At 64.2% G+C, this 26766-nt stretch carries 25 protein-coding genes; 3 read left to right on the top strand and 22 right to left on the bottom strand.

Annotation, left to right across the window (positions count from 1 at the left end; all coding sequences use genetic code 11):
* Window positions 1-83, bottom strand: an 83-nt coding sequence (locus G7007_RS22030; protein WP_143510986.1) for a helix-turn-helix domain-containing protein, incomplete at its 3' end; no start/stop codon positions are given.
* Between the two features lie 178 nt (window positions 84-261).
* Here G7007_RS22030 and metG point away from each other — a divergent pair.
* The gene (gene metG, locus G7007_RS17680; RefSeq protein ID WP_181103713.1) at window positions 262-1812 is read left to right on the top strand and encodes a methionine--tRNA ligase; all 1551 of its coding nucleotides are present in this window, start codon (window positions 262-264) and stop codon (window positions 1810-1812) included.
* Window positions 1813-2075: 263 nt separating this feature from the next.
* Here metG and G7007_RS17675 read toward each other — a convergent pair whose 3' ends face one another.
* Both G7007_RS17675 and G7007_RS17670 read right to left on the bottom strand, forming a co-directional pair.
* Window positions 2076-3014, bottom strand: coding sequence for a hypothetical protein (locus tag G7007_RS17675; RefSeq protein ID WP_181103711.1), 939 nt, complete (start codon window positions 3012-3014; stop codon window positions 2076-2078).
* A gap of 435 nt (window positions 3015-3449) precedes the next feature.
* Window positions 3450-5033: a peptide chain release factor 3 gene (locus tag G7007_RS17670; protein ID WP_181103709.1), complete on the bottom strand. Its 1584-nt coding sequence runs from the start codon at window positions 5031-5033 to the stop codon at window positions 3450-3452.
* Between the two features lie 715 nt (window positions 5034-5748).
* Between G7007_RS17670 and G7007_RS17665 the strand changes: the two genes are divergently transcribed.
* Together G7007_RS17665 and G7007_RS17660 are read left to right on the top strand one after the other, a co-directional pair.
* Entirely contained in the window at window positions 5749-6912 is a 1164-nt protein-coding gene (locus G7007_RS17665) for a type III PLP-dependent enzyme (RefSeq protein ID WP_060394881.1), read from the top strand.
* A 231-nt stretch (window positions 6913-7143) separates the two neighbouring features.
* On the top strand, window positions 7144-9699 hold the full coding sequence (locus tag G7007_RS17660; RefSeq protein WP_181103707.1) for a PepSY domain-containing protein: 2556 nt from the start codon (window positions 7144-7146) through the stop codon (window positions 9697-9699).
* A gap of 70 nt (window positions 9700-9769) precedes the next feature.
* Here the strand turns inward: G7007_RS17660 and G7007_RS17655 are convergent, their stop codons facing one another.
* The 19 genes from G7007_RS17655 to iscR all read right to left on the bottom strand — a co-directional run bounded on the left by G7007_RS17655 (window position 9770) and on the right by iscR (window position 26733).
* Window positions 9770-10561 carry an amidohydrolase gene (locus tag G7007_RS17655; protein ID WP_181103706.1) on the bottom strand — a complete coding sequence of 264 codons (792 nt, stop codon included), beginning with the start codon at window positions 10559-10561 and terminating at the stop codon, window positions 9770-9772.
* Window positions 10549-11697: a pyridoxal phosphate-dependent aminotransferase gene (locus G7007_RS17650; protein WP_181103704.1), complete on the bottom strand. Its 1149-nt coding sequence runs from the start codon at window positions 11695-11697 to the stop codon at window positions 10549-10551. Before G7007_RS17650 ends, G7007_RS17655 begins: the two co-directional genes overlap by 13 nt.
* A 222-nt stretch (window positions 11698-11919) precedes the next feature.
* Window positions 11920-13383: a ribosome biogenesis GTPase Der gene (der, locus tag G7007_RS17645; protein WP_181103703.1), complete on the bottom strand. Its 1464-nt coding sequence runs from the start codon at window positions 13381-13383 to the stop codon at window positions 11920-11922.
* A 116-nt stretch (window positions 13384-13499) separates the two neighbouring features.
* The gene (gene bamB, locus G7007_RS17640) at window positions 13500-14642 is read right to left on the bottom strand and encodes an outer membrane protein assembly factor BamB (protein ID WP_308852310.1); all 1143 of its coding nucleotides are present in this window, start codon (window positions 14640-14642) and stop codon (window positions 13500-13502) included.
* Window position 14643: 1 nt separating this feature from the next.
* The gene (locus G7007_RS17635; RefSeq protein ID WP_181103701.1) at window positions 14644-15285 is read right to left on the bottom strand and encodes a tetratricopeptide repeat protein; all 642 of its coding nucleotides are present in this window, start codon (window positions 15283-15285) and stop codon (window positions 14644-14646) included.
* 39 nt (window positions 15286-15324) lie between these two features.
* Window positions 15325-16614: a histidine--tRNA ligase gene (gene hisS / locus G7007_RS17630; RefSeq protein WP_181103700.1), complete on the bottom strand. Its 1290-nt coding sequence runs from the start codon at window positions 16612-16614 to the stop codon at window positions 15325-15327.
* Between the two features lie 24 nt (window positions 16615-16638).
* A complete protein-coding gene (gene ispG, locus G7007_RS17625) occupies window positions 16639-17748 on the bottom strand; it encodes a flavodoxin-dependent (E)-4-hydroxy-3-methylbut-2-enyl-diphosphate synthase (RefSeq protein WP_060394890.1) in 1110 nt (369 codons plus the stop codon).
* Window positions 17749-17751: 3 nt separating this feature from the next.
* Window positions 17752-18738 carry a RodZ domain-containing protein gene (locus tag G7007_RS17620; RefSeq protein ID WP_181103699.1) on the bottom strand — a complete coding sequence of 329 codons (987 nt, stop codon included), beginning with the start codon at window positions 18736-18738 and terminating at the stop codon, window positions 17752-17754.
* Complete coding sequence (gene pilW / locus G7007_RS17615) at window positions 18738-19496, bottom strand: type IV pilus biogenesis/stability protein PilW (protein WP_181103696.1); 759 nt, start codon at window positions 19494-19496, stop codon at window positions 18738-18740. The genes G7007_RS17620 and pilW overlap by 1 nt, the downstream gene beginning before the upstream one ends.
* 13 nt (window positions 19497-19509) lie before the next feature.
* Window positions 19510-20655, bottom strand: a complete 1146-nt coding sequence (rlmN, locus tag G7007_RS17610; protein ID WP_060394893.1) for a 23S rRNA (adenine(2503)-C(2))-methyltransferase RlmN — start codon at window positions 20653-20655, stop codon at window positions 19510-19512.
* Between the two features lie 28 nt (window positions 20656-20683).
* Window positions 20684-21109 carry a nucleoside-diphosphate kinase gene (ndk, locus tag G7007_RS17605; RefSeq protein WP_181103695.1) on the bottom strand — a complete coding sequence of 142 codons (426 nt, stop codon included), beginning with the start codon at window positions 21107-21109 and terminating at the stop codon, window positions 20684-20686.
* Between the two features lie 88 nt (window positions 21110-21197).
* A complete protein-coding gene (gene iscX, locus G7007_RS17600) occupies window positions 21198-21398 on the bottom strand; it encodes a Fe-S cluster assembly protein IscX (RefSeq protein ID WP_060394894.1) in 201 nt (66 codons plus the stop codon).
* 11 nt (window positions 21399-21409) lie between these two features.
* On the bottom strand, window positions 21410-21751 hold the full coding sequence (gene fdx / locus G7007_RS17595) for an ISC system 2Fe-2S type ferredoxin (RefSeq protein ID WP_060394895.1): 342 nt from the start codon (window positions 21749-21751) through the stop codon (window positions 21410-21412).
* Window positions 21752-21754: 3 nt separating this feature from the next.
* Window positions 21755-23617 carry a Fe-S protein assembly chaperone HscA gene (hscA, locus tag G7007_RS17590; RefSeq protein ID WP_181103694.1) on the bottom strand — a complete coding sequence of 621 codons (1863 nt, stop codon included), beginning with the start codon at window positions 23615-23617 and terminating at the stop codon, window positions 21755-21757.
* A gap of 42 nt (window positions 23618-23659) precedes the next feature.
* A complete protein-coding gene (hscB, locus tag G7007_RS17585) occupies window positions 23660-24181 on the bottom strand; it encodes a co-chaperone HscB (RefSeq protein ID WP_181103693.1) in 522 nt (173 codons plus the stop codon).
* A 7-nt stretch (window positions 24182-24188) separates the two neighbouring features.
* On the bottom strand, window positions 24189-24512 hold the full coding sequence (gene iscA / locus G7007_RS17580) for an iron-sulfur cluster assembly protein IscA (protein ID WP_060394898.1): 324 nt from the start codon (window positions 24510-24512) through the stop codon (window positions 24189-24191).
* A 28-nt stretch (window positions 24513-24540) separates the two neighbouring features.
* Entirely contained in the window at window positions 24541-24927 is a 387-nt protein-coding gene (iscU, locus tag G7007_RS17575) for a Fe-S cluster assembly scaffold IscU (RefSeq protein WP_002552476.1), read from the bottom strand.
* Between the two features lie 57 nt (window positions 24928-24984).
* Entirely contained in the window at window positions 24985-26199 is a 1215-nt protein-coding gene (locus G7007_RS17570) for an IscS subfamily cysteine desulfurase (RefSeq protein ID WP_060394899.1), read from the bottom strand.
* Window positions 26200-26241: 42 nt separating this feature from the next.
* On the bottom strand, window positions 26242-26733 hold the full coding sequence (iscR, locus tag G7007_RS17565) for a Fe-S cluster assembly transcriptional regulator IscR (protein ID WP_060394900.1): 492 nt from the start codon (window positions 26731-26733) through the stop codon (window positions 26242-26244).
* Between the last annotated feature and the right edge of the window lie 33 nt (window positions 26734-26766).

The raw sequence follows: 26766 nt of genomic DNA, 5'->3' as shown, positions 1-26766 counted from the left end.
GCTCGCAGCGAGGCGCCTTGCATACGCATGATCATTAGCGTTACGCGCTCTTCGATGGTCAAGTGGGTGTAGTGAGTAGTCATGCAGCACCTTACCTCGGGTGTTGCACTTGGTCACTGAGACCGCCCATTGGGCTGGAAATTCCCTGTTGAAGTGTTGACGGATCATCTGCAACTGCTGGCAACCAATCGGCTCAACATTATCAACTGACTGTTGCACTTGGAACCTGAGGCCGCCCCTCCCTCAGCATGGACATGGACAATGAAATCAGGCCGCTATTTCACAACGCCCATCTACTACGTCAATGACGCGCCTCACATTGGCCACCTGTTCTCTACCCTGCTCGCAGATATCGGCGCACGCACGGCACAACTCGAAAATCATGAAAAATTCTTGCTGACCGGAACGGACGAACACTCCACGAAGGTGATCGAGGCTGCACACGCTCGAGACCTGCCAGTGGCGGTGTGGGCAGACAACAATGCCGATGCATTTCGTCAGGCATTCACAGCCTTCAATATCGACTTCGAGGACTTCATCAGGACGAGTGAGCCACGACACAAGGCAACCGTACGCAAACGCATTGAACAGCTGATGGCGACCGGGGATGTCTACCTAGGCGACTATGTCGGTTGGTATGATGCTGGCCAAGAAGAATACGTACCCGACGCCAAGGCCAAGCAGTACGGATACACGTCGCCCGTCAACAAAAAGCCTTTGATTCAGCGCACTGAGAAAAACTACTTCTTTCGCCTGAGTCGCTACCAGGCGCCTTTGCTATCGCTACTCACGACCGGTGAGTTGAGCATTCATCCCGCAAGCCGTACCGCAGAAATCATTGCAAGGATTCAAGAGGGACTGAGTGACATTCCCATTTCGAGGCGTGGCGACGATGCGTGGGGAATCACTGTTCCTGGCGACGCTTCACATGTGGTTTACGTGTGGGTCGATGCCCTGTTCAATTATCTGACTGCCATCGACACTGTCGAACGTCGCCACTTGTGGCCCGCAGCACTCCAGGTGGTTGGCAAGGATATCCTCTGGTTCCATGCAGTCATCTGGCCCGCCCTGTTGCTGGCCCTGCAACAGGTACAAGGGAACCAATGGCTGAGTGTGCCACGCCATATCCTTGCCCACGGTTTCTGGATACGTGAAGGCGAGAAAATGTCGAAGAGCATGGGCAACTTCATCGGCATCGACGTTCTACGCCGTTACTGTGAAGAACTTGGTGTAGACAGCATCCGTTTTTTCTTGGCCAGCACGGGCCCGGTTGGCGGCAGCGACTCGGACTTCGCGCATTCGCGCCTCATAGAATGCTACAACGCGCACCTCGCCAATACGGTGGGCAATTGCCTCAATTGCATCATAGGCATGGTCAACCGCTATTTTGATGGCGTCGTGCCCGAAAAGCCGACTGTTGCCAGTGATTTTCATCACCACATCATCGCTCTCAGTCAGGCGTCTCGGGCGAAGGCCCGACTGTTCCAATACGACAAGATGATTGCCCTGGCAATGACTCTTTTCCGAACAATCGACCAGCACGTTAATCTCACCGAGCCTTACAAATTGATCAAACAGCCTGAGAACCGCGTGCTTGTAGGTCATATCCTGCATGATTGCCTGGAAGCGCTGCGTCATGGCGCGCTTGCGTTGTGGCCTGTCATGCCAGACAGCATGGCCAAGGTGTTGCAAAACCTGGGCTCTCTGGATGCGGGTCAGTCTCCTTGCTTCGATCACGGTCGCCCCGTTTCACCGGGTTATCGCATCGGAGACATTCAGGTGCTTTTCCCTCGTTATCAGCAAGCGAGTTGAGCATCAGCGTCCCTTTTGTGTGGTAAGGCAGGAAGAGCAGATCGAAATGCTAGATTCAGTTCAAGCTTGTCTGAGCTTCATACCTCCCCCACAAACGAAAAACGCCGTCATCTCAGATGACGGCGTTTTTCGTTCAAGCCACTGAAATCAGATCAGTGCACGAAGATTGCGATCAGAATGATGATCGGAATCGGGATACCCAGGAACCACAACAGAAGTGAGCGCATGATCGTTTCTCCTTGTTCGATGAACGGATAGGTCAGTTAGCGAATCGTTGCATGGGTCACGGTGCGGCGGTCATCGGTCTCGATCCAGCGAGCCGAGTCACGCTGACGACCACCGAACAGCGCGGCGATGCTGGCGAAGAAGGCGCCGCACAGCATGGCGATGAAGGTCCACAGGGCGGTCCAGGCAGCGGCCTTGGCAGCAGCGTCAGCGGCTTCTTGAGCGGTACGTTTAGCGTCTTCGGCAGCCTGGCGAGCCTGGGCGTAGACCTGGTCGACGCGGGCTTCGGCTTCGGCCTGGGTCAGGCGGGTGCGCTGGGCGACCATCTGGGCCAGGTAGGCGCGGTCGTCGACGTTCAGGGTGCCATCACCGGCCAGGGCCTTGGTGAAGATGCGGTTGGCGACGCCATTGGCGGCATCTTCGCTCACGCCGCTTGGGCCTTCGCTGCGGAACAGGCTGTCGACGAAGTAGCCCATCGGGTTGCTGCCACGGCCATCGTTGTCGGCAGCAGCGCCAACGGCAGCGCTGGCACCGGAGGCCACACCACCGACGACGGAAGCACCGGCCTGGGCGCCTGCACCGATGACGTTACCGGCGGCACTGATGATCAGCGTAGCGGCGACCAGCGTCGCCACAGCCCACGACAGGAAACCGTGTGCGGTGTCGCGGAAGTACACTTCGTCACCGTGCAGATTGGCCCACTTCACACGCAGACGACCGGCGACGTAGCCACCCAGGCCCGACGACAGGATCTGTGTGATCAACAACCAGACGATCGTGGAAATACCCAGGGCTTTCGCACTGGCGCCCTCGTTGGCCCACGGCGACATGGCAGCAAAGCCAAGGCCCGTGCCCAGGATGACAAGGATCAACGACAGCGAGGCCGCCGCGGCCGCGCCAGCGAAGATGGCTGCCCAAGACACGCCCGAGCGGTTGCCGTCGGAGACGGCAGATGGGTAATCGGCAGAAGTGATCATAGTGAGTGGCGCCTTTTTTAGTGAGCAACAAATCCGTTCGCAAAGGGGTCAGTGCACAGGGCATGCCAACTGTGTCAAAACATTAAATCGATGGATTTCAAGGCGTTAGAGAGAAAGGGTCGAAATGGCATCATGCAAAATGCCGGATGGCGCCGTTGAGGGCACGGTTTTCTGCAAGACAGGCCGGGGCAAAGGCGCCTTGAAGGAGAGAGGAAGTGATGACGTGCACGGCGCAAAGGGCCGAAGGGCTGGATGCGCTGGAGTAGAGCGGGTGTGACTGCATCGCGGGCAAGCCCGCTCCCACTCGAGGGCGATGTCAGGCATGGCTGTGCAAGCACCCTGTGGGAGCGGGCTTGCCCGCGATGAAGCCATCCTATAGTCAAATCTGAACAGAACAGACCGGCCACCGCGATCGTCACGATGGCCGGCGATCACTCAATGGTGCTCGCGCGTCGCGCGGAAGTTGACGTCCGGCCAGCGCTCTTCCATCAGCGACAGGTTCACCCGGGTCGGCGCCAGGTAGGTCAGGTGCCCGCCGCCGTCGATGGCCAGGTTCTCCATGGCCTTGACCTTGAAGTCCTCGAGCATCTTCTTGTCATTGCAGGTGATCCAGCGGGCGGACCAGACGGTGATCGGCTCGTAAGCGCACTCGACCTTGTACTCTTCCTTCAGGCGGCTGGCGACCACGTCGAACTGCAGCACACCGACGGCACCCAGGATGATGTCGTTGCTGCGCTCGGGGAAGAACACCTGGGTCGCGCCTTCCTCGGCCAACTGCTGCAGGCCCTGGCGCAGCTGCTTGGATTTGAGCGGGTCCTTCAGGCGGACACGACGGAACAGTTCCGGTGCGAAGTGCGGAATCCCAGTGAAGCCCAGGGCTTCGCCTTCGCTGAAGGTGTCGCCGATCTGGATGGTGCCGTGGTTGTGCAGGCCGATGATGTCGCCGGCGTAGGCTTCCTCGAGCTGCTCGCGCTCGGACGAGAAGAAGGTCAGCGCATCGCCGATGCGCAGGTCCTTGTTCAGCCGCACGTGGCGCATCTTCATACCCTTCTCGTACTTGCCCGAGCAGATGCGCATGAAGGCGATACGGTCGCGGTGCTTGGGGTCCATGTTCGCCTGGATCTTGAACACGAAGCCGGTGAACTTCTCTTCGGTCGGCTCGACGGTGCGCTCGTTGGCCACACGGCCCAAGGGGCGCGGCGCCCAGTCCACCACCGCGTCGAGCACGTGATCAACGCCGAAGTTACCCAGCGCGGTGCCGAAGAACACCGGCGTCAGCTGACCATTGATGAACTCGTCCTGATCGAACTCATGACAGGCGCCCTGCACCAGCTCCAGCTGCTCGACGAAGCTGTCGTACTGGTCGCCCAGGTGTGCGCGCGCTTCGTCGGAATCGAGCTTCTCGATGATCTTGGTTTCGGTGCGTTCATGACCGTGACCGGGGGTGTAGACGATGATGTAGTCGCCGGTCAGGTGATAGACGCCCTTGAAGTCGCGGTAGCAACCGATCGGCCAGGTGATCGGCGCGGCCTTGATCTTCAGCACCGCCTCGATCTCGTCGAGCAGCTCGATCGGGTCGCGGATGTCGCGGTCGAGCTTGTTGATGAAGCTGACGATCGGCGTGTCGCGCAGGCGGCAGACGTCCATCAGGGCGATGGTCCGTGGCTCGACGCCCTTACCACCGTCCAGCACCATCAGGGCCGAGTCGACTGCAGTCAAGGTGCGGTAGGTGTCTTCCGAGAAGTCTTCGTGGCCGGGTGTGTCGAGCAGGTTGATCATCTGCTCGCGGTAGGGGAACTGCATCACCGACGTGGTGATGGAGATGCCCCGCTGCTTTTCCATTTCCATCCAGTCGGAGGTGGCATGGCGGTCGGACTTGCGCGACTTCACGGTACCGGCGACGGCAATGGCCTTGCCCATCAGCAGCAGCTTCTCGGTGATGGTGGTCTTACCGGCGTCCGGGTGGGAAATGATGGCGAAAGTGCGGCGCTTCGCGACTTCGGAAGCCTGGTTGGTCATGGGAAATCGCCTGACGTGAGGATCAAAAAAGGGCGCTGATTGTACCCGAAGTCCCGGGCAGACCCAACCGATCGGCGGCCGACCGGCCGAAAGGTACGCCCCTTCAGTGCACAGCCGGCAGCGAGCTGCCGACTCGACAACCATCGATCGACAAAAACAGCGCCAGCGCGAAAAAAATTTGCCCTTGTGCACGACCTGTCATGCCTGCGCGGCCTGACCATAAATTTGAACAAAGGCGGGCAGTGGGCTGTGCAGAAGCGGCATGTGCGAACGAACGCTCGAGGCGTTTGCGAGGGCTCTCGCCTCGAAACTCGGCGAACGCGTGGCGGTATGCGTGTTTGCCTGGAAACTCCGTGATCGCCTGCCCTTCCACAATAGTTGACGCTTGCTGTGATCTTGCATGGATCCGCGGGTTTCGATCCGTGTCGCAAGACGTCTTTAATGGGCGATCCACGACGAAAACGCCGGGATTACCAGTTGATCTTGCCGGCTTCACGCCCTAGAGTGCGCGCCGAGCGTCCATGCTGGAAACGATCCATGCGGCTCAAGTACTGACGACGAGACAGCAAGGCCGCCCTGCCCTCTTGCAGAGGCCCGGTCGGTCTTTTTGCTTTCGGCGACATGCCTTGGGAAGTAGGCGAACCAAAGTGGGAATACAGAGGGCGCTCAGCGTACAGCCACTTACCTTTTCCGTTTGCCCATGGAGTTCTTGAGCATGTCGATCCAAGTCGAAGACTATTTCGCGCGTGACACCTTCCAGAAGATGAAGGCGTTCGCCGACACGCAGGAAACCCCGTTCGTCCTCATCGACACACAGATGATCAGCCAGGCCTACGACGACCTGCGCGCCGGCTTCGAATTCGCCAAGGTGTACTACGCGGTCAAGGCCAACCCGGCCGTGGAGATCATCGACCTGCTCAAGGACAAGGGTTCGAACTTCGACATCGCCTCGATCTACGAGCTGGACAAGGTGATGAACCAGGGCGTGAGCGCCGATCGCATCAGCTACGGCAACACCATCAAGAAATCCAAGGACATCCGTTACTTCTACGAGAAAGGCGTGCGCCTGTACGCGACCGACTCGGAAGCCGACCTGCGCAACATTGCCAAGGCCGCGCCGGGTTCGAAGGTCTACGTGCGCATCCTGACCGAAGGCTCGACCACCGCCGACTGGCCGCTGTCGCGCAAGTTCGGCTGCCAGACCGACATGGCCATGGACCTGCTGATCCTCGCCCGTGACCTGGGCCTGGTGCCCTACGGCATTTCGTTCCACGTGGGTTCCCAGCAGCGCGACATCAGCGTGTGGGACGCGGCCATCGCCAAGGTCAAGGTGATCTTCGAACGCCTGAAGGAAGAAGACGGGATCGAGCTGAAGCTGATCAACATGGGCGGCGGCTTCCCGGCCAACTACATCACCCGCACCAACAGCCTGGAAACCTACGCCGAAGAGATCATCCGCTTCCTCAAGGAAGACTTTGGCGACGACCTGCCGGAAATCATTCTCGAGCCAGGCCGCTCGCTGATCGCCAACGCCGGCATCCTGGTCAGTGAAGTGGTGCTGGTGGCCCGCAAGTCGCGCACCGCCGTCGAGCGTTGGGTCTACACCGACGTGGGCAAGTTCTCGGGCCTGATCGAAACCATGGACGAGTCCATCAAGTTCCCGATCTGGACCGAGAAGAAGGGCGAGATGGAAGAAGTGGTGATCGCCGGCCCGACCTGCGACAGCGCCGACATCATGTACGAGCACTACAAGTATGGCCTGCCGCTGAACCTGGCGATCGGCGACCGCCTGTACTGGCTGTCCACCGGTGCCTACACCACCAGCTACAGCGCCGTCGAATTCAACGGCTTCCCGCCGCTGAAGGCGTTCTACCTGTAAATCGCCTGGGGCAGGCCACGTGGCGATCGTGGCCTGTCGCTGGGTACCCTGCCCTGCATCGTTCGAGACTGGACAGGTCGCGAATCCTTTCCCGGCTGGCTGCCACGCGTGCAGATCGCGCCCTCTCTTGTAAAGACCCTGTAAAAGACGCCCCTTCAAGGCGCGAAACGTTCGCATTCGTCGCATAATGCACGCCGATCGCAATGGACGTGGCACGACAGGGTGAAGGCGTTGTTCAAGAAGACCGTATTCCAACTGCACTGGCTGTTCGGTATCACCGCAGGCCTGGTGCTGGCGCTGATGGGGGCCACCGGTGCCCTCTGGTCCTTCCAGGACGAGCTGCTGCGCCTGTTCAACCCTGACATGCGTCTCGTGGAACCCCACGCAAGCGAACGGCTGGCGCCTGCCGAGCTGATCCGTCGCGTCGAAACGGCCGAGCAGGACAGGGTATCGATGCTCTGGGTCGACCTGCGTCAACCGGAAGCGGCGCGCGTGTTCTTCACGCCAGCGCCCGGTGAACGGCGCGGCGCATTGCGCTATGCCGACCCTTACACGGGCGCGCTCAAGGATGGCATGGCCGGTCAGGACTTTTTCGACCTGATGTTGCGTCTGCACCGCTTCCTCGCCATGGGGCCGACCGGCCGGCAGATCACCGGCGCCTGCACGTTGATGCTGGTGTTCTTCTGCCTGTCGGGGCTGTACCTGCGTTGGCCTCGACATGCCTTGAACTGGCGCACCTGGCTGACGATCGACGGCGCCAAGCGTGGCCGTGCCTTCCACTGGGACCTGCATGCGGTAGCCGGCACCTGGTGCCTGCTGTTCTACCTGCTGTTCGCCCTCACCGGGCTGTTCTGGTCGTACGAGTGGTACCGGCAAGGCTTGAACCAGCTGCTGGCCGATGCGCCTGTGGCAGGCGCATCCGGCCAGGCGCGGGCTGCGCGTGGCCAGCCTCCGGCGTCGATCGACAGTGCCCAGGCGCCACGCACGCCGACCAACCCTGACGCGCTCTGGCAGACGCTGCGCGCCGCGGCCGGGCCGGGGCTGGCCGCTTACAACCTGCGCCTGCCGATGGCCGCCGGTCAGCCGGCCATGATCTTCTACTTGCTCGATGGGGCGCCACACGAGCGCGCCTTCAATACCCTGACGCTCGACCCGGTTACCGGCGCCATTCGCCAGCATGAGCGCTTCGACGACAAGTCCGCCAAGGCGCAGCTACTGGCCAGTGTCTATGCCCTGCACGTCGGCAGCTATTTCGGCCTGCCAGGGCGGATCCTCGTCACCCTTGCCAGCCTGACCATGCCGCTGTTCTTCGTCACCGGCTGGCTGCTGTACCTCGACCGACGCCGCAAGCAGCGCCAGGCCCGGGCGGCCCGCGGGCACGTGCAGCCCGTGGCGCCGAGCGAGGACAGCTGGCTGATCGGTTATGCCAGCCAGAGCGGCTTCGCCGAGCAGCTTGCCTGGCAGAGCGCCGGGCAGTTGCAGGCCGCCGGCCTGTCGGTGCAGGTGCACCCCCTGCGCGCCGTGGACGAGCAGATGCTGCGCGAGACGCGCCGCGCGCTGTTCGTGCTCAGCACCTTCGGCGATGGCGAGCCACCCGACAGCGCGCGCCTGTTCGAGCGCCAGGCGCTGGGCCAGGCCTGGTCGCTTGCGCACCTGAGCTATGCCGTGCTCGCCCTGGGCGACCGGCAGTACCCCGCGTTCTGCGGTTTCGCCAGGCGGGTTCAGGCCTGGCTCGACGGCTGTGGCGCCCGCCAGACCTTCGCCACCGTTGACGTGGACAACGCTGATCCTGTCGCGCTCGGGCATTGGCAGCAGGCGCTGGCCAACCTGACGGGGGTTCGGACGATCCGTGCCTGGAAACCACCGTCCTATGGGCACTGGGTGCTTCGCGAGCGCGTATGGCTCAACCCCGGCAGCCAGGGTGCCCCGGTGTTTCGTCTGGCGCTGAGCACCGATACCCCGACCACCTGGGTGGCCGGTGACCTGGTGGAGGTCCTGCCGCGCAATGGCCATGACGCCATCCAGGCCTTCGTGACGAAGCTGGGGTTGCAGGCCGATGCGCCGGTGCAGCGTCACGGCGTCTTCATGCGCCTGGAGGTGGCGCTGGCCGGCGTCCAGCTGCCGACCGGACGTGAGCACCTGATCGGCCTGCAGGCCCAGGCGGTGCTGGACGCGCTGGCCCCGATCGGGCCGCGCGACTACTCGATCGCCTCCATCGCCAGCGACGGGTGGCTGGAGCTGATCGTGCGACAGACACGGGATGAGCACGGTGTACCAGGGCTCGGCTCCGGCTGGTTGACCGAGCACCTGGCCGAGGGTGGCGTGGCCGCCCTGCGGGTGCGGCGCAACAGCGGCTTCCACCTGCCCGACGCCCCGGCTCCGATGATCCTGATCGGCAACGGCACGGGCCTGGCAGGTCTGCGCAGCCTGCTCAAGGCGCGCATCGTCGCCGGGGACTCGCGCAACTGGCTGTTGTTCGGTGAGCGTCAGCGCGATCATGATTTTTACTGTGCACACGAGCTTGAACAGTGGCTGCACCAGGGCGATCTGGCGCACCTGGACCTGGCCTTTTCCCGTGACCAGGCTGAAAAGTACTACGTGCAGGATGCGCTGCGTGCGCAGGCCGATCGCTTGCGTGCCTGGGTGGACGAAGGCGCTTACCTGTACCTGTGCGGCAGCCAGCGCGGCATGGCCTCGGGCGTGGACACCGTGCTGAACGAGGTGTTGGGCAGGGCCGAGGTGCAGGCGCTGATCGAGGAAGGCCGTTACCGGCGCGACGTCTACTGACGCCCGCTGCACAGGACGAACCCTGAATGCCCGAGGGTTCGGTCCTGTGCGGCTGACGGGGTGTCGGTCGTCAGCGCAGCACGAAGGCGTCGGCGTCGAGGTCGGCCGGGAAGCGCAGGCGGTACGTCGCCAGCTCGGCCGCGCTCAAGGTGGCCTTGAACACGCCGTTGGCGTCGCCTGCGTTGAGCAAGGGGTCGCCATGGAAGTCCAGCACCTGGCTGTCGCCTGCATAGTCCAGCCCCTTGCCGTCGCTGCCGACCCGGTTCACCGCAGCGACGTAGCAGAGGTTCTCGATGCCACGGGCAGGTAACAGGCGATTCCAGTGCTGACGCCGTGCGGCGGGCCAGTTGGCGGTATACAGCAGCAGGTCGGTGTCACGGGCATCCCGACTCCACACCGGGAAGCGCAGGTCGTAGCAGATCAGCGGGCGGATGCGCCAGCCGTTGAGCTCGAACTGCACCTGACGTTCGCCCGGCGTGTAGTGCTCGTGCTCACCGGCCATGCGGAACAGGTGGCGCTTGTCGTAGTGCAGCACCTCGCCGTCGGGACGCGCCCACAACAGTCGGTTGCGGTGGCTGCCATCCTCGGCCCGGACGATCACGCTACCGGTGACCACCGCGCCTACGGCCGCGGCCTGCGCCTTGAGCCAGGCGTGGGTCGGGCCCAGTTCGGGCTCGGCCAGGGCCTGGGACTGCATGGTGAAGCCGGTGGTGAACATCTCCGGCAGGATGACCAGATCGACCGTGCCGACCTGGGCCAGCAGCGTCTCGAGGTGGGCCTTGTTGGCCTGGGGGTCGTGCCAGGCCAGGTGCGTCTGGACCAGGGCCAGGTGCAGGTCGGGCAATGCATTCAGATCGCGCATAGTCGTTCCGCTGCCTGGCGCAGCGTCTCCTCACGTTTGGCGAAGCACAATCGCACCAGGCGCTGCCCGGGGATCGGTCGCTGGTAGAACACCGAGATGGGGATGGTCGCCACACCGTGCTCACGGGTCAGCCACAGCGCCATGTCGGTGTCGTCGAGGTCCGGGCGGATGGCGCTGTAGTCGACCAACTGGAAGTAGGTGCCCTGGGCGGGTGCGAACGTGAACCGTGACGACGCCAGCAGACCACAGAGCAGGTCGCGCTTGGCCTGGTAGAACGCCGGCAGACGCTCCACATGCCCTGGATCCTGCGCCATGAAATCGGCCAGGGCATGCTGCAACGGGGTGACACCACAGAAGTTGACGTACTGGTGCACCTTGCGCAGTTCGGCCGACAGCCGCGCAGGCGCTACCACGTAGCCGGTCTTCCATCCGGTCACGTGATAGGTCTTGCCGAACGAGCTGACCACGAAGGCACGCGACCTCAGGGCCGCATGGGCCAGGACGCTGGCGTGCTGCACTCCGTCGTAGACCAGGTGCTCGTAGACTTCATCGCTGAGCAGCAGGATGTCGCGCCCCTCGATGAGGGCTGCCAGCTGGTCGAGATCTTGCGCCGTGAGCAGCGCGCCGCTGGGGTTGTGCGGCGAGTTGATCACGATCATGCGCGTGCGGGGACTGAGGGCATCGCTCAGGCGCTGCCAGTCGATGCGAAAATCGCGACCGTCCAACGGCACATGGATGCACCGCCCGCCGGCCAGACGCACCGCCGGGTCATAGCTGTCGTAGCACGGGTCGAAGACGATCACCTCGTCGCCCGGGCGCACCACGGCGTGAATGGCACAGAAGATGGCCTCGGTCGCCCCGGGCGTGATGGTCACGTCCTGCTCGGGGTCCACGAGGGCGCCATACAGCGACGCGATCTTGAGCGCCACCTGCTCGCGCAACGCCGGCAATCCGGCCATGGGCGCATATTGATTGTGCCCGGCAAGCACGTGCCGCCCCACGGCCTCGAGCAGGCCCTGGGGCCCGTCGAAATCCGGGAACCCCTGGGACAGGTTCAGCGCCCCGGTCTCGGCCGCCAGCTGCGACATGCGGGTGAAGATGGTCATGCCGACGTCCGGCAGCTTGCTGTCGATCATGGGGCGCTCCGTGGGATCCGATGGGGCGGCGGCTGCAAGCTGCAAGCTGCAAGCTGCAAGCTGCAAGCTGCAAGCCAGAGCCAGAGCCAGAGCCAGAGCCAGAGCCAGAGCCAGAGCCAGAGCCAGAGCCAGAGCGTCCGCGCCGCATCAACATCCTGTCAACACCTGACGTATCGCACTACCGTCCGCTTGTAGCTTGTAGCTTGTAGCTTGCCGCTGCGCTTACCGCTTGTCCTTGCGCTTCTTCTCCGCCTTCTTGTGGTGAGACATCAGGCGGCGCTTCTTGTTGACCTGGCGATCGGTCAGGGTGTTCTTGTTGCCCTCGTAGGGGTTCTCACCGCCCTTGTACTCGATGCGGATCGGCGTACCGACCAGGCGCAGCACGCGGCGATAGGTGTTCTCCAGGTAGCGCGAGTAGGAGCGCGGCACCTTCTCGACCTGGTTGCCGTGGATCACGATGATCGGCGGGTTGGCGCCGCCCAGGTGGGCATAGCGCAGCTTGATGCGGCGACCGTTGACCAGCGGGGGCTGGTGCTCGCTCACGGCGTCTTCGAGGATCTGGGTCAGGCGGCTGGTCGGCCAGCGGGTCACCGCCGACTTGAACGAGGCCTGGACCGACTTGTACAGGTGGCCGACGCCGGTGCCGTGCAGCGCCGAGATGAAGTGGATGTCGGCGAAGTCGACGAAGAACAGCCGGCGCTCCAGCTCGGTCTTCACGTAGTCGCGCTCGCCCGGCGCCATGCCGTCCCACTTGTTCAGGGCGATGACGATGGCGCGGCCGGCTTCCAGGGCGAAGCCCAGCAGGTTCAGGTCATGGTCGACCACGCCTTCGCGGGCGTCCATGACGAAGATCACCACGTTGGCGTCCTTGATCGCCTGCAGCGTCTTGACCACCGAGAACTTCTCGACTTCCTCGTGGATCTTGCCGCGCTTGCGCACCCCGGCGGTGTCGATCAGCGTGTACTTCTCTTCGTCACGCTCGAACGGGATGTAGATGCTGTCACGGGTGGTGCCGGGCTGGTCGTAGACCACCACGCGCTCTTCACCGAGCATGCGGTTGACCAGGGTCGACTTGCCGACGTTGGGCCGACCGATGATGGCGATCTTGATGCCATCCTTCTCGCTCGGCCCTGGAATGCGCGCGGCCTCTTCGCCTTCAGCGACGTCCTGCTCCAGCGCGTCGTCTTCCTGGTCACGTGGCAGGTGGCCCAGCACCGATTCCATCAGCGCATTGATGCCGCGGCCCTGGGAGCCGGCCACCGGGATCGCATTGCCCATGCCCATCGGCGCGAACTCGGCGCGGGCCGTGTCCGGGTCGATGTTGTCGATCTTGTTGGCGACCAGGATCGCCTGCTTGTTCCGCTTGCGCAGGTGCTCGGCGATCATCTGGTCGGCGGCGGTCATGCCGGCACGGGCGTCGACCAGGAACAGGACGTAGTCGGCCTCTTCGATGGCCATCAGGGACTGCTCGGCCATCTTCTCGTCCATGCCGACCTCGTCACCGGTGATACCGCCGGTGTCGATCAGGATGAACGTGCGGCCTTGCCACTGCGCCTCGCCATACTGGCGGTCGCGGGTCAGGCCCGACAAGTCGCCGACGATGGCGTCGCGGGTCTTGGTCAAGCGGTTGAACATCGTGGATTTGCCGACGTTCGGCCGACCCACCAGGGCGATAACGGGAACCATGAGGCTCTCCAAATACGTGAATTCTTGAAAATGCAAAGGCCGCTGCAAGGCAGCGGCCGAAGTTCATGCGGTACGCAAGGTACCCGCCCGAGGCCGGCAAGGCCTCAAGCATAGCGTCAGCGGATCGTCAGCGCTTCGAGCTTGCCGCCGTTGCCGAACACATAGAGCGTGTCGCCGACGACCAGTGGGCGGGCACGCAGGCCATCCCGGTCGACGCGCTCACGGCCGACGAAGCGACCGTCGACCTGGCTGAGCAGGTGCAGGTAGCCTTCGAAGTCACCGACGGCGACGTAGCTGGAGAACACCTCCGGTGCCGACAGCTGGCGACGGGCCAGCGATTCGTTGCTCCACAGGGCACTGGCCGAGCGCTCGTCGATGCCTTCGACGGTGCCCGAGGCCTGGCTGACGTAGACGTTGCCGAAGCCTTGAGCCACACCGACGTAGCTCGACGCATCGCGCTGCCACAGCGAGCGGCCGGTTTCCAGGTCCAGGCCCGCGACGCGGCCCTGGTAGGTGCTGACGTAGATCACGCCACCGGACAGCAGCAGGCCGCCGTCGATGTCGACCACACGCTCCAGCTCCGAACGCCCTTGCGGCACGGCGACCCGCGCCTCCCAGACCGGTACGCCGTTCTGGGTGTCCAGTGCGATCACCTTGCCAGTCGACAGGCCAGCCACCGCCAGGCGATTGGTGACGATCGGCGCGCCGGTGCCGCGCAGGGTCAGCACCGCAGGGGTACTTTCGTAGATCCAGCGGCGATCGCCGGTGGCGGCGTCCAGGCCGATCACACGATCGTCCTGGGTCTGCACCACCACCACGTCACCGTTGTTCGCCGGCGGTGCCAGCACTTCGCTGGTCACCCGCGAGCGCCAGCGCTCTTCACCGGTGTCGGCGTCCAGTGCGATCACTTCGCCCTTGAGGGTGCCGAGCATGACCAGGCCATAGCCGACGCCGACGGCGCCCGAGACCGGCAGGTCCAGGTCCTGCTTCCAGAGCACGTCGCCGTTGCTACGGTTCAGGGCCATGACCACGCCGTGGACGTCCGAGGCGTAGATACGGTCGTTTTCGACGGCCGGCACCAGCGTGTTGTAGGTCTCGCCCTGGCCGTCGCCGATGGAACGGCTCCACAGCTTGGTGAGGTGAACCTCTTCGGTGAACTGGGTCAGCTCGGCCGGTGGCAGTTCCTTCTTGCTGTTGCTGCTGCAACCCGCTGCCAGAACGGCAAGGGCCAGCACTGCTGCTTGTTTCCAACCGATCACGTCAGGCGTCCCCTTTGGCCAGGTCATCCAGCTTCAGTTGCAGACCACCGACCGCGGCGTCATCCGACAGCGCGGCCTTGGCTTTTTCGTAGGCCCCATGGGCATCGTCGGCACGACCCAGCTGTACCAGCAGATCGCCCTTCAGTTCTTCGCGACTGGCCAGGAAGGCCTTGTCGGCATCACCGTCCAGCAGCTTCAGGCCTTCTTCGGCCTTGTCCTGGGCGGCCAGCACGCGAGCCAGGCGCTGGCGCGAAATCTCGCCGAGCGTGTCGTTGGCCGGCTTGTCCAGCACGCCCTTGAGCTCGGCGGCGGCGTCGTCCAGCTTGCCGTCGTCCACCGCCACGCGGGCCACGAACAGGCTGCCGTACTGGGCGTAGGCAGTACCGCCATACTCGCTCTTCAGCGTGCTGGACAGCTCGGCGACCTTGGTGGTGTCCGGCTGGCCGTTGGGCGTCAGCGAGGTTTCCAACAGGGCCTGATACAGGACCGACGCGCCCTGGGACTGGTTGGCCTGGTACTTGTGCCAGGCCTGCCAGCCCACCACCACGGCGGCGGCCAGCAGCGCGCCGGTCAGCAGCGGCTTGCCGTTACGGTTCCACCAGTCCTTGGCCTCGGCCATCTGGTCATCATCGGTACTCGACACCCCAATACTCCTTCTAAGCAATTCGGCTGTTCGACCGCTTCACGCCTGGGCGAGAGCGGCATCCAGATGCCCGGCCAGGGCATCCCAGGCAATGTTCTGTTGTTCACCCTGGCCACGCAGCGGCTTGAAGCCCACCTGCTGGGCAGCCAGCTCGTCGTCGCCCATGATCAGCGCGTACAGCGCGCCGCTCTTGTCGGCTTTCTTGAATTGGCTCTTGAAGCTGCCGCCCCCGGCGTTGACCTGCAGGCGCAGCCCCGGCAGACGGTCACGCAACCCTTCGCTCAGGCGCAAAGCCGCCAGCTCCGCCTGCTCGCCAAAGGCGCACAGGTAGACGTCGACCTGACGGCTGATCGAGTCTGGCACCTGGCCCAGGGTCTCGAGCAGCAGGATGAGGCGTTCGATGCCCATGGCGAAACCGACGCCCGTGGTCGGCTTGCCGCCCATCTGCTCGACCAGCCCATCGTAACGGCCACCGGCACAGACCGTGCCCTGGGCACCGAGCTTGTCGGTCACCCACTCGAACACCGTCTTGCTGTAGTAGTCCAGGCCGCGCACCAGCTTGGTGTTGAGGCGGAACGGAATGCCCGCCGCGTCCAGGCGCGCCTTCAGGCCCTCGAAATGCAGGCGCGATTCCTCGTCGAGGTGATCCTCGAGCTTCGGCGCATCGACCAGCACGGCCTGGGTGCCGGCATCCTTGCTGTCGAGGATGCGCAGCGGGTTGCTCTTGAGGCGGCGCTGGCTGTCTTCGTCGAGCTGATCCAGGCGTGCGGACAGGAACTCGACCAGCGCGTCACGGTAGCGGGCACGTGCCTCGCTGGTGCCCAGGCTGTTGAGCTCCAGGGTGACCGCGTCACGGATGCCGAGCAGGCCCCACAGGCGCCAGGTGAGCATGATCAGCTCGGCGTCGATGTCCGGCCCATCGAGGTTGAACACCTCGACACCGATCTGGTGGAACTGACGGTAGCGGCCTTTCTGGGGGCGCTCGTGGCGGAACATCTGGCCGATGTACCAGAGCTTCTGCACCTGGCCATTGCCGGTGATGCCATGCTCGAGCACGGCCCGCACGCAGGCCGCGGTGCCTTCGGGGCGCAGCGTCAGCGAATCGCCGTTGCGGTCCTCGAAGGTGTACATCTCTTTCTCGACGATGTCGGTCACTTCACCGATCGAGCGCTTGAACAGCTCGGTGAACTCGACGATCGGCGTGCGGATCTGGCTGTAGCCATAGGTGTCCAGCAGGCCGGCCACGGTGCCTTCGAAATAGCGCCACAGCGGCGACTGCTCGGGCAGGATGTCGTTCATGCCACGAATGGCTTGCAGCGATTTGCTCACGGAAGATCCTTACGCATCTGTCGGTCAGCCTCGGGCGATCAATGCCGCGTCGGCCTCGGCCTTTTCGGCCGCTTTCTGGCGGATGAGCTTTTCCAGCTCGTCCACCAGGTTGTCATTGGTGAGTTTCTGCGACGGTTTGCCGTCGATGTAGATCAGGTTCGGCGTGCCGCCGGTCAGCCCCACGTGGGCTTCCTTCGCTTCGCCTGGGCCGTTGACCACGCAGCCGATCACGGCCACGTCCAGCGGCACCAGCAGGTCTTCGAGCCGGCCTTCCAGGTCGTTCATGGTCTTGACCACGTCGAAGTTCTGCCGCGAGCAGCTCGGGCAGGCGATGAAGTTGATGCCACGCGAGCGCAGCCGCAACGACTTGAGGATGTCGTAACCGACCTTCACCTCTTCCACCGGATCGGCCGCCAGCGAGATCCGGATGGTATCGCCGATGCCTTCGGCCAGCAGCATACCGAGACCGACCGCCGATTTCACCGTCCCCGAGCGCAGTCCACCGGCCTCGGTGATGCCCAGGTGCAGGGGCTGGACGATCTGTCGGGCCAGTTGACGGTAGGCGTCGACGGCCATGAACACGTCGGAGGCCTTGACGCTGACCTTGAAGTCCTGGAAATCCAGCCGGTCCAGGTGCTCGACATGGCGCAGGGCCGATTCGACCAGGGCTGCGGGCGTGGGCTCGCCGTACTTCTTCTGCAGGTCTTTTTCCAGGGAACCGGCGTTGACGCCGATGCGGATCGGGATACCCCGGTCGCGGGCGGCGTCGACCACCGCGCGAACGCGATCTTCACGGCCGATGTTGCCGGGATTGATGCGCAGGCAGTCGACACCCAGCTCGGCCACACGCAAAGCGATGCGGTAGTCGAAATGAATGTCGGCGACCAGGGGCACCGAGACCCGCTGCTTGATGCGGCCGAACGCCTCGGCGGCGTCCATGTCCGGCACCGAGACCCGCACGATGTCGACGCCGGCATCGACCAGGCGCGTGATCTGCGCCACGGTGGCGTCGACGTCGTTGGTGTCGGTGTTGGTCATGCTCTGCACCGCGATGGGCGCATCGCCGCCCACGGGCACCTTGCCTACCCAGATCTTCCGGGATTCGCGGCGCTTGATCGGAGATTCACCGTGCATGAATTACTGTCCCAACTTGAGGCGAGCGGTCTGGCCGCTGGTGAACGGTGCGGTATCGACCGCCTGGCCGTTATAGGAAACCTGGGCGCCGCGCGCGAAGCCCAGGCGCACCGCGAGCGGCGGCTTGCCGGACAGCTCGAGGCGATCGCCCTTGCGCTTGACGCCACTGGACAGCACCTTGCCGGTGGCATCGGTGACCTGGGTCCAGCAGTCGGCGGAGAAATCGATGGCCAGCTGGCCCTGGCCGGCCACCGGCGCGGCAGCAGGGGGCGCGGCCGTCGTCGGGGTTGGCTGGGCCGTCGCCGCTGGCGGCGTCACGCTGGACGCGGCCGGTGCGGTGCTGACGGTCGTCGGCACGTTCGAGGTCGTGACCGGCGCAGTGCCTTGGGACGGCGCGGGCGCCTCGGCTGCGGCGTCATTGCTCGCCTGCGGCAGGGCCAGGGGGGCCGACTCGGGTTGCTCGCCTGCGGCGACGGCCTGGTCTTCAGGCTCGTCCAGCGGATGGATCTGGGTGGTGCCGTCGGCGCTTTCGACCTCGACGTGCTCCATGGCCAGGTTACCCGCGTCCTTGCGCGTGCCGCCCTGGTCCTGCCACCAGGCGAACCCGCCGCCCACCACGGCCAGCAACAGCACCAGGCTGACGCCACGCAGGATGTTGTGGGACAGGCGCATGGGTTCTTCGATACGGCCCAGCGAGTGCACGTCGCTGCCCTTGGCATGGGTGCCCGTGTGTTGATCGAAGGCATCGACCAGGGGGGCCTGGTCCAGGTCGAGCAATTTCGCGTAGGCGCGGATGTAACCGCGGGCGAAGGTGTGTCCGGGCAGCCGATCGAAGGCGCCCGTCTCGAGATGGTTCAGCGAGCTGACGGTCAGATTGAGCTTGCTGGCCACTTCAGCCTGGGTCCAGCCACGGCTTTCGCGGGCCTGACGCAGGCGCTCACCGGGATGCTGGCCAGTCGCTGCTGCTGGTTCGGGATGCGCGGCTTTCATCATTGCTCCGACAGGTAGTGCTGATAGTCCGGCGTGCCGGGATAAAGTCCATTCAGGGCGCGGTTCGAGGCAGCCGCTGGCATACGCGGATCGGCCTCGCGCGTCAGTCGACGTTCCAGCGCCTGGCTGCGCGCATCGGGCTCGGCCACCTGCCTGAAACGCTCATGGTAGTCACGCGCCTGCACCAGGTCACCTTCATCGAGCGACAACTCGGCCAGTGCCAGCAAGGCGCGTGGCTGGCGCGGGTCGAGCGTGACGGCCTTGTGCAGGTAACCCCGTGCCTCGTCGCGACGACCAAGCTTCAGGGTCGTCATGCCCAGGTTGCCGTACACCTGCGAACGCTCAGGATACAGCGTATCGCTGGCCGCTTGGCGAAACATCTGCTCGGCCTGGGTAAATTCTCCACGAGCATAAAGGAAACTGCCGAAGTTGTTGCAGATTCGTGCATCGTGGGGGCGGGCGGCAAGGGCCGTGCGAAAATGCCCGAGGGCCGCGTCGCTGTCTTCCTCGGCCTGGGCGACCAGCGCCAGTGCCGCATGGGCGTCGGCGTCCTGCGGATCGAGTGCCACTGCACGCATCAGGGGGCCTTTGGCCTGCTGTACCCGCCCCTGGTGCAGGTAGCCCAGGCCCAGTTGCACATACGCCTGCCTTGCCTGCGCCCTGCCCTCGCCGCTGGCGAGTGGATCGACCGCGCCGCTGCTGACGCAGCCGGCCAGCAGCGAGAGCGACAGCATCGACAGCACGGCGCGCAGGGTCATCGGCGCAGCTCCGTCAGTTGCCTGCGGCGCCGTCGTTCATCTCGGCGTCAGCGTTGAGCTGGCGCACGGCGATGTAACGCTCGCTGCGTCGGGTGCGGTCCATGACCTGACCGACGAGCTGCCCGCAGGCGGCATCGATGTCCTCGCCACGGGTGGTGCGGGTGGTCACGTTGAAGCCACCGTGGTGCAGCAGGTCCTGGAAGCGCCGGATCGCATTGTTGCTGGGGCGCTCGTAACCCGAATGCGGGAACGGGTTGAACGGGATCAGGTTGATCTTGCAGGGCACGTCGCGCAGCAGCTCGATCATTTCGGCCGCGTGCTGCGGCTGGTCGTTGACGTCCTTGAGCAGCGTGTACTCGATGGTCAGCACGCGCTTGCCACCCAGGGTGGCCATGTAGCCCAGGCACGAGTCCAGCAGCATCTTGAGCGGATACTTGCGGTTGATCGGCACCAGCTGGTTGCGCAGCTCATCGTTCGGCGCATGCAGCGACAACGCCAGGGAGACGTCGATGTGCTTGGCCAGCTCGTCGATCATCGGCACCACACCCGAGGTGGACAGGGTGACGCGACGCTTGGAAATGCCATAGCCCAGATCGTCCATCATGATCTTCATGGCGGCGATGACATTGTCGAAGTTCAGCAGGGGCTCGCCCATGCCCATCATGACCACGTTGGTGATGGCGCGGTCGATCTTGGCCGGGACGGTCCCGAAGGATTTGTTCGCGACCCACACCTGGCCGATGACTTCGGCGGCAGTGAGGTTGCTGTTGAAGCCTTGCTTGCCGGTGGAGCAGAAACTGCAGTCCAGGGCACAGCCGGCCTGGGACGACACGCACAGGGTGCCACGGTCGTCGGTCGGGATGTAGACGGTCTCGACGCAGCTGCCAGAGGCAACGCGGACCACCCACTTGCGCGTCCCGTCGGCGGAGATGTCTTCACTGACCACTTCCGGCGCGCGAATCTCGGCAACGCCCTTGAGCTTTTCGCGCAAGGCCTTGCCGACGTTGGTCATGGCGTCGAAATCATCGACGCCAAAGTGGTGAATCCATTTCATCACCTGCCCGGCACGGAAGCGCTTCTCCCCGATCGAGTCGAAGAACTGTTCCATTTCCGGCTGGGTCAGCCCCAGCAGGTTGATCTTTTCAGCAGATGTCGTCATGGATTCACCCTCACTCGTCAGCCTTCGCTTAGCGAGTGGTTACCTCGGTAGCAGCGAAGAAGTAAGCGATTTCGCGAGCAGCGGCAGCTTCGGAGTCCGAACCGTGGACGGCGTTGGCGTCGATCGACTCGGCGAAGTCGGCGCGGATGGTGCCGGCAGCGGCTTCTTTAGGGTTGGTAGCGCCCATCAGCTCACGGTTGCGTGCAATGGCGTTCTCGCCTTCCAGTACCTGAACCACGACTGGACCGGAAGTCATGAAGGCGACCAGGTCACCGAAGAAGCCGCGCTCTTTGTGCTCGGCGTAGAAGCCTTCGGCCTCGGCCTTGGACAGCTGTTTGATCTTCGAAGCGACGATGCGCAGGCCGGCGTCTTCGAAGCGCGAGGTGATCTTGCCGATGACGTTCTTGGCAACGGCGTCAGGCTTGATGATGGAGAAAGTACGTTGAACAGCCATGGAAAACTCCGGAATTTGAGTGTTGCGAAAAATTGAACCCGCGGATTATACGCGGGTTCCAGGGGATTGCCTAACCTGCCGAAGCGACTCAGTCGGCTTCTTCGATCCACGCCGCCTGGATGGCTTCGAGCACCTTTTCACCGGCGCGCTTGGGATCGTCGGAAAACTCCGGCAGCTCCTGCACCCATTTGTGCAGCTGGACGAAATTCACATAGCGAGGATCGACGTCCGGCTTGCTTTCCGCAAGCTGGATGGCGATCTCAAGTACGTCAACCCATTTCAGACTCATGCGGACGGCCCTCAGTGCGGCGCTTCAGCGGCGTGGTTGAGCGAGTACTTGGGGATCTCGATGGTCAGGTCCTCGTCGGCCACCACCACCTGGCACCCCAGGCGCGACTGCGCTTCCAGGCCCCAGGCCTTGTCCAGCATGTCTTCCTCGAGCTCGTCGGCCTCTTCGAGCGAATCGAAGCCCTGGCGCACGATGCAGTGGCAGGTGGTGCAGGCCTTGACGCCACCGCAGGCGCTTTCCATCTCGATGTGATGGTCGTGGGCCAGTTCCAGGATGTTGGTCCCGGCCGGCACGTCCACGGTCAGCCCTTCGGGGCAGAATTTTTCATGCGGCAGGAATGTCACCAGCGGCATCGGTTACTCCTCGATCTCGTTCAGGTTGCGCCCGGCCAATGCGGCTTTGACCGTCGAATCCAGGCGACGGGCGGCAAACGCGTCGGTCACCTGCGACAGACGCTTGGTCTGTTGCTCGATGGCGGGGCCATCGGTGCCGGTCAGCAAATCACGTAGGTCCTGCATCTGCATCTGGATCGCCAGACGCTCTTCTTCATCGAGCAGACGCTCGCCATCGGCCTGCAGGGCACCTTCGACCGCTTCGAGCAGGCGCTCGGCATCGACCTGGTGCTCACGCAACTGACGCGCCTGCTTGTCGCTGCCGGCATGTTCGAAGGAGTCCTTGAGCATGCGGGCGATTTCGCCGTCGGTCAGGCCATAGGACGGCTTGACCTGGATGCTGGCCTCCACGCCGGAACCGACCTCACGCGCCGCGACGCCGAGCAGGCCGTCGGCATCGACCTGGAAGGTCACGCGGATCTTCGCCGCGCCCGCCACCATCGCTGGGATGCCGCGCAGCTCGAAGCGCGCCAGGGAGCGGCAGTCGCTGACCAGCTCGCGTTCGCCCTGCAGCACGTGGATCATCATGGCCGACTGGCCATCCTTGTAGGTGGTGAACTCCTGCGCGCGCGCCACTGGAATCGTGGTGTTGCGCGGGATGATCTTCTCCATCAGGCCGCCCATGGTCTCCAGACCGAGTGACAGCGGGATCACGTCGAGCAGCAGCAGGTCACCGCCTTCGCGACGGTTGCCCGCCAGCGTGTCGGCCTGGACAGCGGCACCGACGGCCACGACCTGGTCGGGGTCGATGGAGGTGAGCGGCGTACGTCCGAACAGGGCGCCGACCGCCTCGCGCACCCGAGGCACGCGGGTCGAACCACCGACCATCACCACCTCGGCGACCTCCTCCAGCTCCACGCCGCTGTCGCGCACGGCGCGGCGGCAGGCCTTGAGGCTGCGGGCGATCAGCGGCTCGATCATCGCGTCGAACGCGCTCCGGGTCAGCTGAGCGCGCCAGGCACCATGGCGCACCTCGACCGACGCGGCGTCGGTCAGAGCTTCCTTGGCGGCACAGGCCGTCTGCATCAGTTGGCGCTGGGTCGACGGATCGAGGTCGCTGTCCAGCCCGGCCTGGTCGATGATCCAGGTGGCGATGGCATGGTCGAAGTCGTCGCCGCCCAGCGCGGTGTCGCCGCCGGTCGCCAGCACCTCGAAGACCCCGGCGGTCAGGCGCAGGATCGAGATGTCGAAGGTCCCACCGCCCAGGTCGTAGATGGCGACCACGCCCTCGGCATTCTGGTCCAGGCCATAGGCCACGGCAGCGGCCGTCGGTTCGTTGAGCAGTCGCAGCACCTCGAGGCCGGCCAGACGCGCGGCGTCCTTGGTGGCCTGGCGCTGGGCGTCGTCGAAGTAGGCCGGCACGGTGATGACCGCGCCCACCAGTTCGCCGCCCAGGGTCTCCTCGGCACGCTGACGCAGCGACTTGAGGATGTCGGCCGACACCTCGACCGGGCTTTTCGGGCCCTGCACGGTGTCGATGAACGGCATGTGCGACTCGCCGTCGACGAAGCGGTAGGGCAATTGCTCACCCAGCTGCCGCACGTCGGCGCGGCCACGCCCCATCAGGCGCTTGACCGACAGGATCGTGTTGAGCGGGTCGAGGGAGGCGGCGGCGCGAGCACCCTGGCCGACCTGGGTCCCTTCGGCCGAATAGCGCACGGCCGAAGGCAGGATGACCTGGCCGTCGGCATCGGGCAGCGGCTCGCTGCGGCCGCTGCGCACGGCGGCGACCAAGGAATTGGTGGTGCCCAGGTCGATACCCACCGCCAGGCGCCGCTGGTGCGGCTGGGGGGTCTGACCGGGTTCGGCGATCTGCAGTAGGGCCATGCTTATCTGAATACCTTAGGCGTCGTCACGGTCGACACCGGGTTAATCGTCGAGGCGCTCTTCGAGTTGGCGCACTTCTTGGGCGAGCTTGTCGAGGAACTGCATGCGGCGCATCAGGCGTTCAGCCTGTTCACGCTGCGCGGCATCGTCCCAGCAGGCGGCGAAGGCTTCGTCGAGCGAGCCCTGCGCAGCCTTGACGCGGCGCTTGAAGACCGCGACGCCGTCGAGATCGGCCTCGTCGTGCAGCTCTTCGAGCTCTTCGCGCCACTGCATCTGCTGCATCAGGAAGTCCGGGTCGTGGACCGTCACTTCCTGAGGCACTTCCTGCCCGCCGAGGGCCAGCAGGTAGCGGGCGCGCCGCGGGGCGCTGCGCAGGGTCTGGTAGGCTTCGTTGAGCGCGGCGGAGCGCTCGAGCGCGAGGCGCTGTTCACGTTCGGACGCGTCGGCGAAGCGATCCGGGTGGACCTCGCGGGCCAGTTCACGGTAGCGAACGGCCAGCGCATCGAGGTCCAGGCGGAATGCCGGCTGGAGGTCGAACAGGGCGAAATGGCAAGGAGTACCCACGGCAGCCTCAGACGTTGAAGCTTTCGCCGCAGCCACACTCACCGCGCACGTTGGGGTTGTTGAACCTGAAGCCTTCGTTCAACCCTTCCTTGACGAAGTCCAGTTCGGTGCCGTCGAGGTAGACCAGGCTCTTGGGGTCGATGATGACCTTCACGCCGTGGTTCTCGAAGACCTGGTCTTCATCGGCCAGTTCGTCGACGAACTCCAGCACGTAGGCCAGGCCCGAGCAGCCGGTGGTGCGCACGCCCAGACGAATGCCTTCGCCCTTGCCGCGACCCTGGAGGGAACGCCGCACATGGTTGGCGGCGGCTTCTGTCATGCTGATAGCCATCGAGACTCCTTACCTTGCGACGAGCGCGTTAGAGCAAACCTTTCTTCTGCTTGTAGTCGCGTACGGCCGCCTTGATGGCGTCCTCGGCGAGCACCGAGCAGTGGATCTTCACCGGCGGCAGGGCCAGTTCTTCGGCCAGCTGGGTGTTCTTGATGGTCTCGGCTTCGTCGAGGGTCTTGCCCTTCATCCACTCGGTGGCCAGCGAGCTGGAGGCGATGGCCGAACCGCAGCCGTAGGTCTTGAACTTGGCGTCTTCGATGACGCCCTGCTCGTTGACCTTGATCTGCAGGCGCATCACGTCGCCGCAGGCCGGGGCGCCGACCATGCCGGTGCCGACGTCCGGGTCCTCGGCATTCATCTTGCCGACGTTGCGCGGGTTTTCGTAGTGGTCGATGACCTTTTCGCTATATGCCATGGTGCAATTCCTTCCTCATCTGGGAGCCGCTCTTGCCGGCGACTGCTTGGCGGCTGCTTAGTGGGCGGCCCACTCGATCTTGGAGATGTCGACGCCGTCCTTGTACATGTCCCACAGCGGCGACAGTTCACGCAGTTTGCTGACCGCTTCGCAGACTTTGCGCGCGGCGTGGTCGACGTCTTCTTCGGTGGTGAAGCGGCCGAAGGAGAAGCGGATGGAGCTGTGCGCCAGCTCGTCGTTGCGGCCCAGGGCGCGCAGCACGTAGGACGGCTCGAGCGACGCGGAGGTGCAGGCCGAACCGGACGACACGGCGATGTCCTTGAGCGACATCAGCAGCGACTCGCCTTCGACGTAGTTGAAGCTCAGGTTCAGGTTGTGCGGTACGCGGGCGGTGCTGCTGCCGTTGATGTACAGCTCTTCGAGGTCGGAGACCTGGCTGAAGAAGCGGTCGCTCAGGGCCTTGATGCGCACGTTTTCGGCAGCCATCTCCTGCTTGGCGATGGCGAAGGCTTCGCCCATGCCGACGATCTGGTGGGTCGGCAAGGTGCCCGAGCGCATGCCGCGCTCGTGACCGCCGCCGTGGATGCCCGCTTCCAGGCGCACGCGCGGTTTGCGGCTGACGTACAGCGCGCCGATGCCCTTGGGCCCATAGACCTTGTGCGCGGAGAACGACATCAGGTCGACCTTGAGCTTCTGCAGGTCGATCTCGACCTTGCCGGCCGATTGCGCGGCGTCGACATGGAACAGCACGCCACGCGAGCGGGTCAGTTCGCCGATCGCGGCGATGTCGGTGATGGAGCCGACTTCGTTGTTCACGTGCATGATCGACACCAGGATGGTGTCATCGCGCAGGGCCGCCTCGACCATGGCCGGGGTGACGATGCCGTCTTCGCCGGGCTCCAGGTAGGTGACTTCGAAGCCTTCGCGCTCCAGCTGGCGAGCGGTGTCGAGGATCGCCTTGTGCTCGACCTTCGAGGTGATGATGTGCTTGCCCTTGGTGGCGTAGAAGTGCGCCACACCCTTGAGGGCCAGGTTATCCGACTCGGTGGCGCCACTGGTCCAGACGATCTCGCGCGGGTCGGCGTTGATCAGTTCGGCCACCTGGCGGCGCGCGTGTTCGACGGCTTCTTCGGCCTTCCAGCCGAACAGGTGCGAGCGCGACGCCGGGTTACCGAAGTTTCCGTCGAGCGTCAGGCATTCGACCATTTTCTGGGCGACGCGGGGGTCGACGGGCGTGGTCGCGGAGTAATCGAGGTAGATCGGCAACTTCATTTCGTATCTCCTATCAGGCGGTCGCGCCGCTCGTCGAAACGGTCATTCGACGGCGGACGTCTCAATCTTGTCCAGGTGGGCAGAACGGCCCGCGACACGGCGCAGGTCCTGGCGGTGGGCAACTTCCTGGACTTCTCGGCGGATGACCAGGTCGGCCAGGCTGATGCCACTGAGGAACGTGTGGATCTGCTCGCTGAGGTCACACCACAGGTGGTGCGTCAGGCACGTGTCGCCACCATGGCAATCGCCCAGCCCCTGGCAACGGGTAGCGTCGACCGACTCGTTGACCGCGTCGATGACTTGCGAGACCTGGATGGTGTCCATGCCTCGGGACAGCTGGTAGCCGCCGCCTGGGCCTCGTACGCTGGAAACCAGGCTGTTGCGACGCAACTTGGCGAACAGCTGTTCCAGGTAGGAAAGGGAAATGCCCTGGCGCTCGGAGATGTCGGCCAACGAGACCGGTCCATGCGTGGCATGCAATGCCAGATCGAGCATGGCAGTCACCGCGTATCGGCCTTTGGTAGTCAATCGCATGGCTATCGGGCACCACGGGAGTTACAGGATAGT

The sequence above is a fragment of the Pseudomonas entomophila genome, from assembly GCF_013523125.1.
Classification (GTDB): Bacteria; Pseudomonadota; Gammaproteobacteria; order Pseudomonadales; family Pseudomonadaceae; genus Aquipseudomonas; species Aquipseudomonas entomophila_B.
The sequence above is the reverse complement of the archived record's forward strand: the minus strand, read 5'-3'. Positions and strand labels throughout refer to the sequence as shown.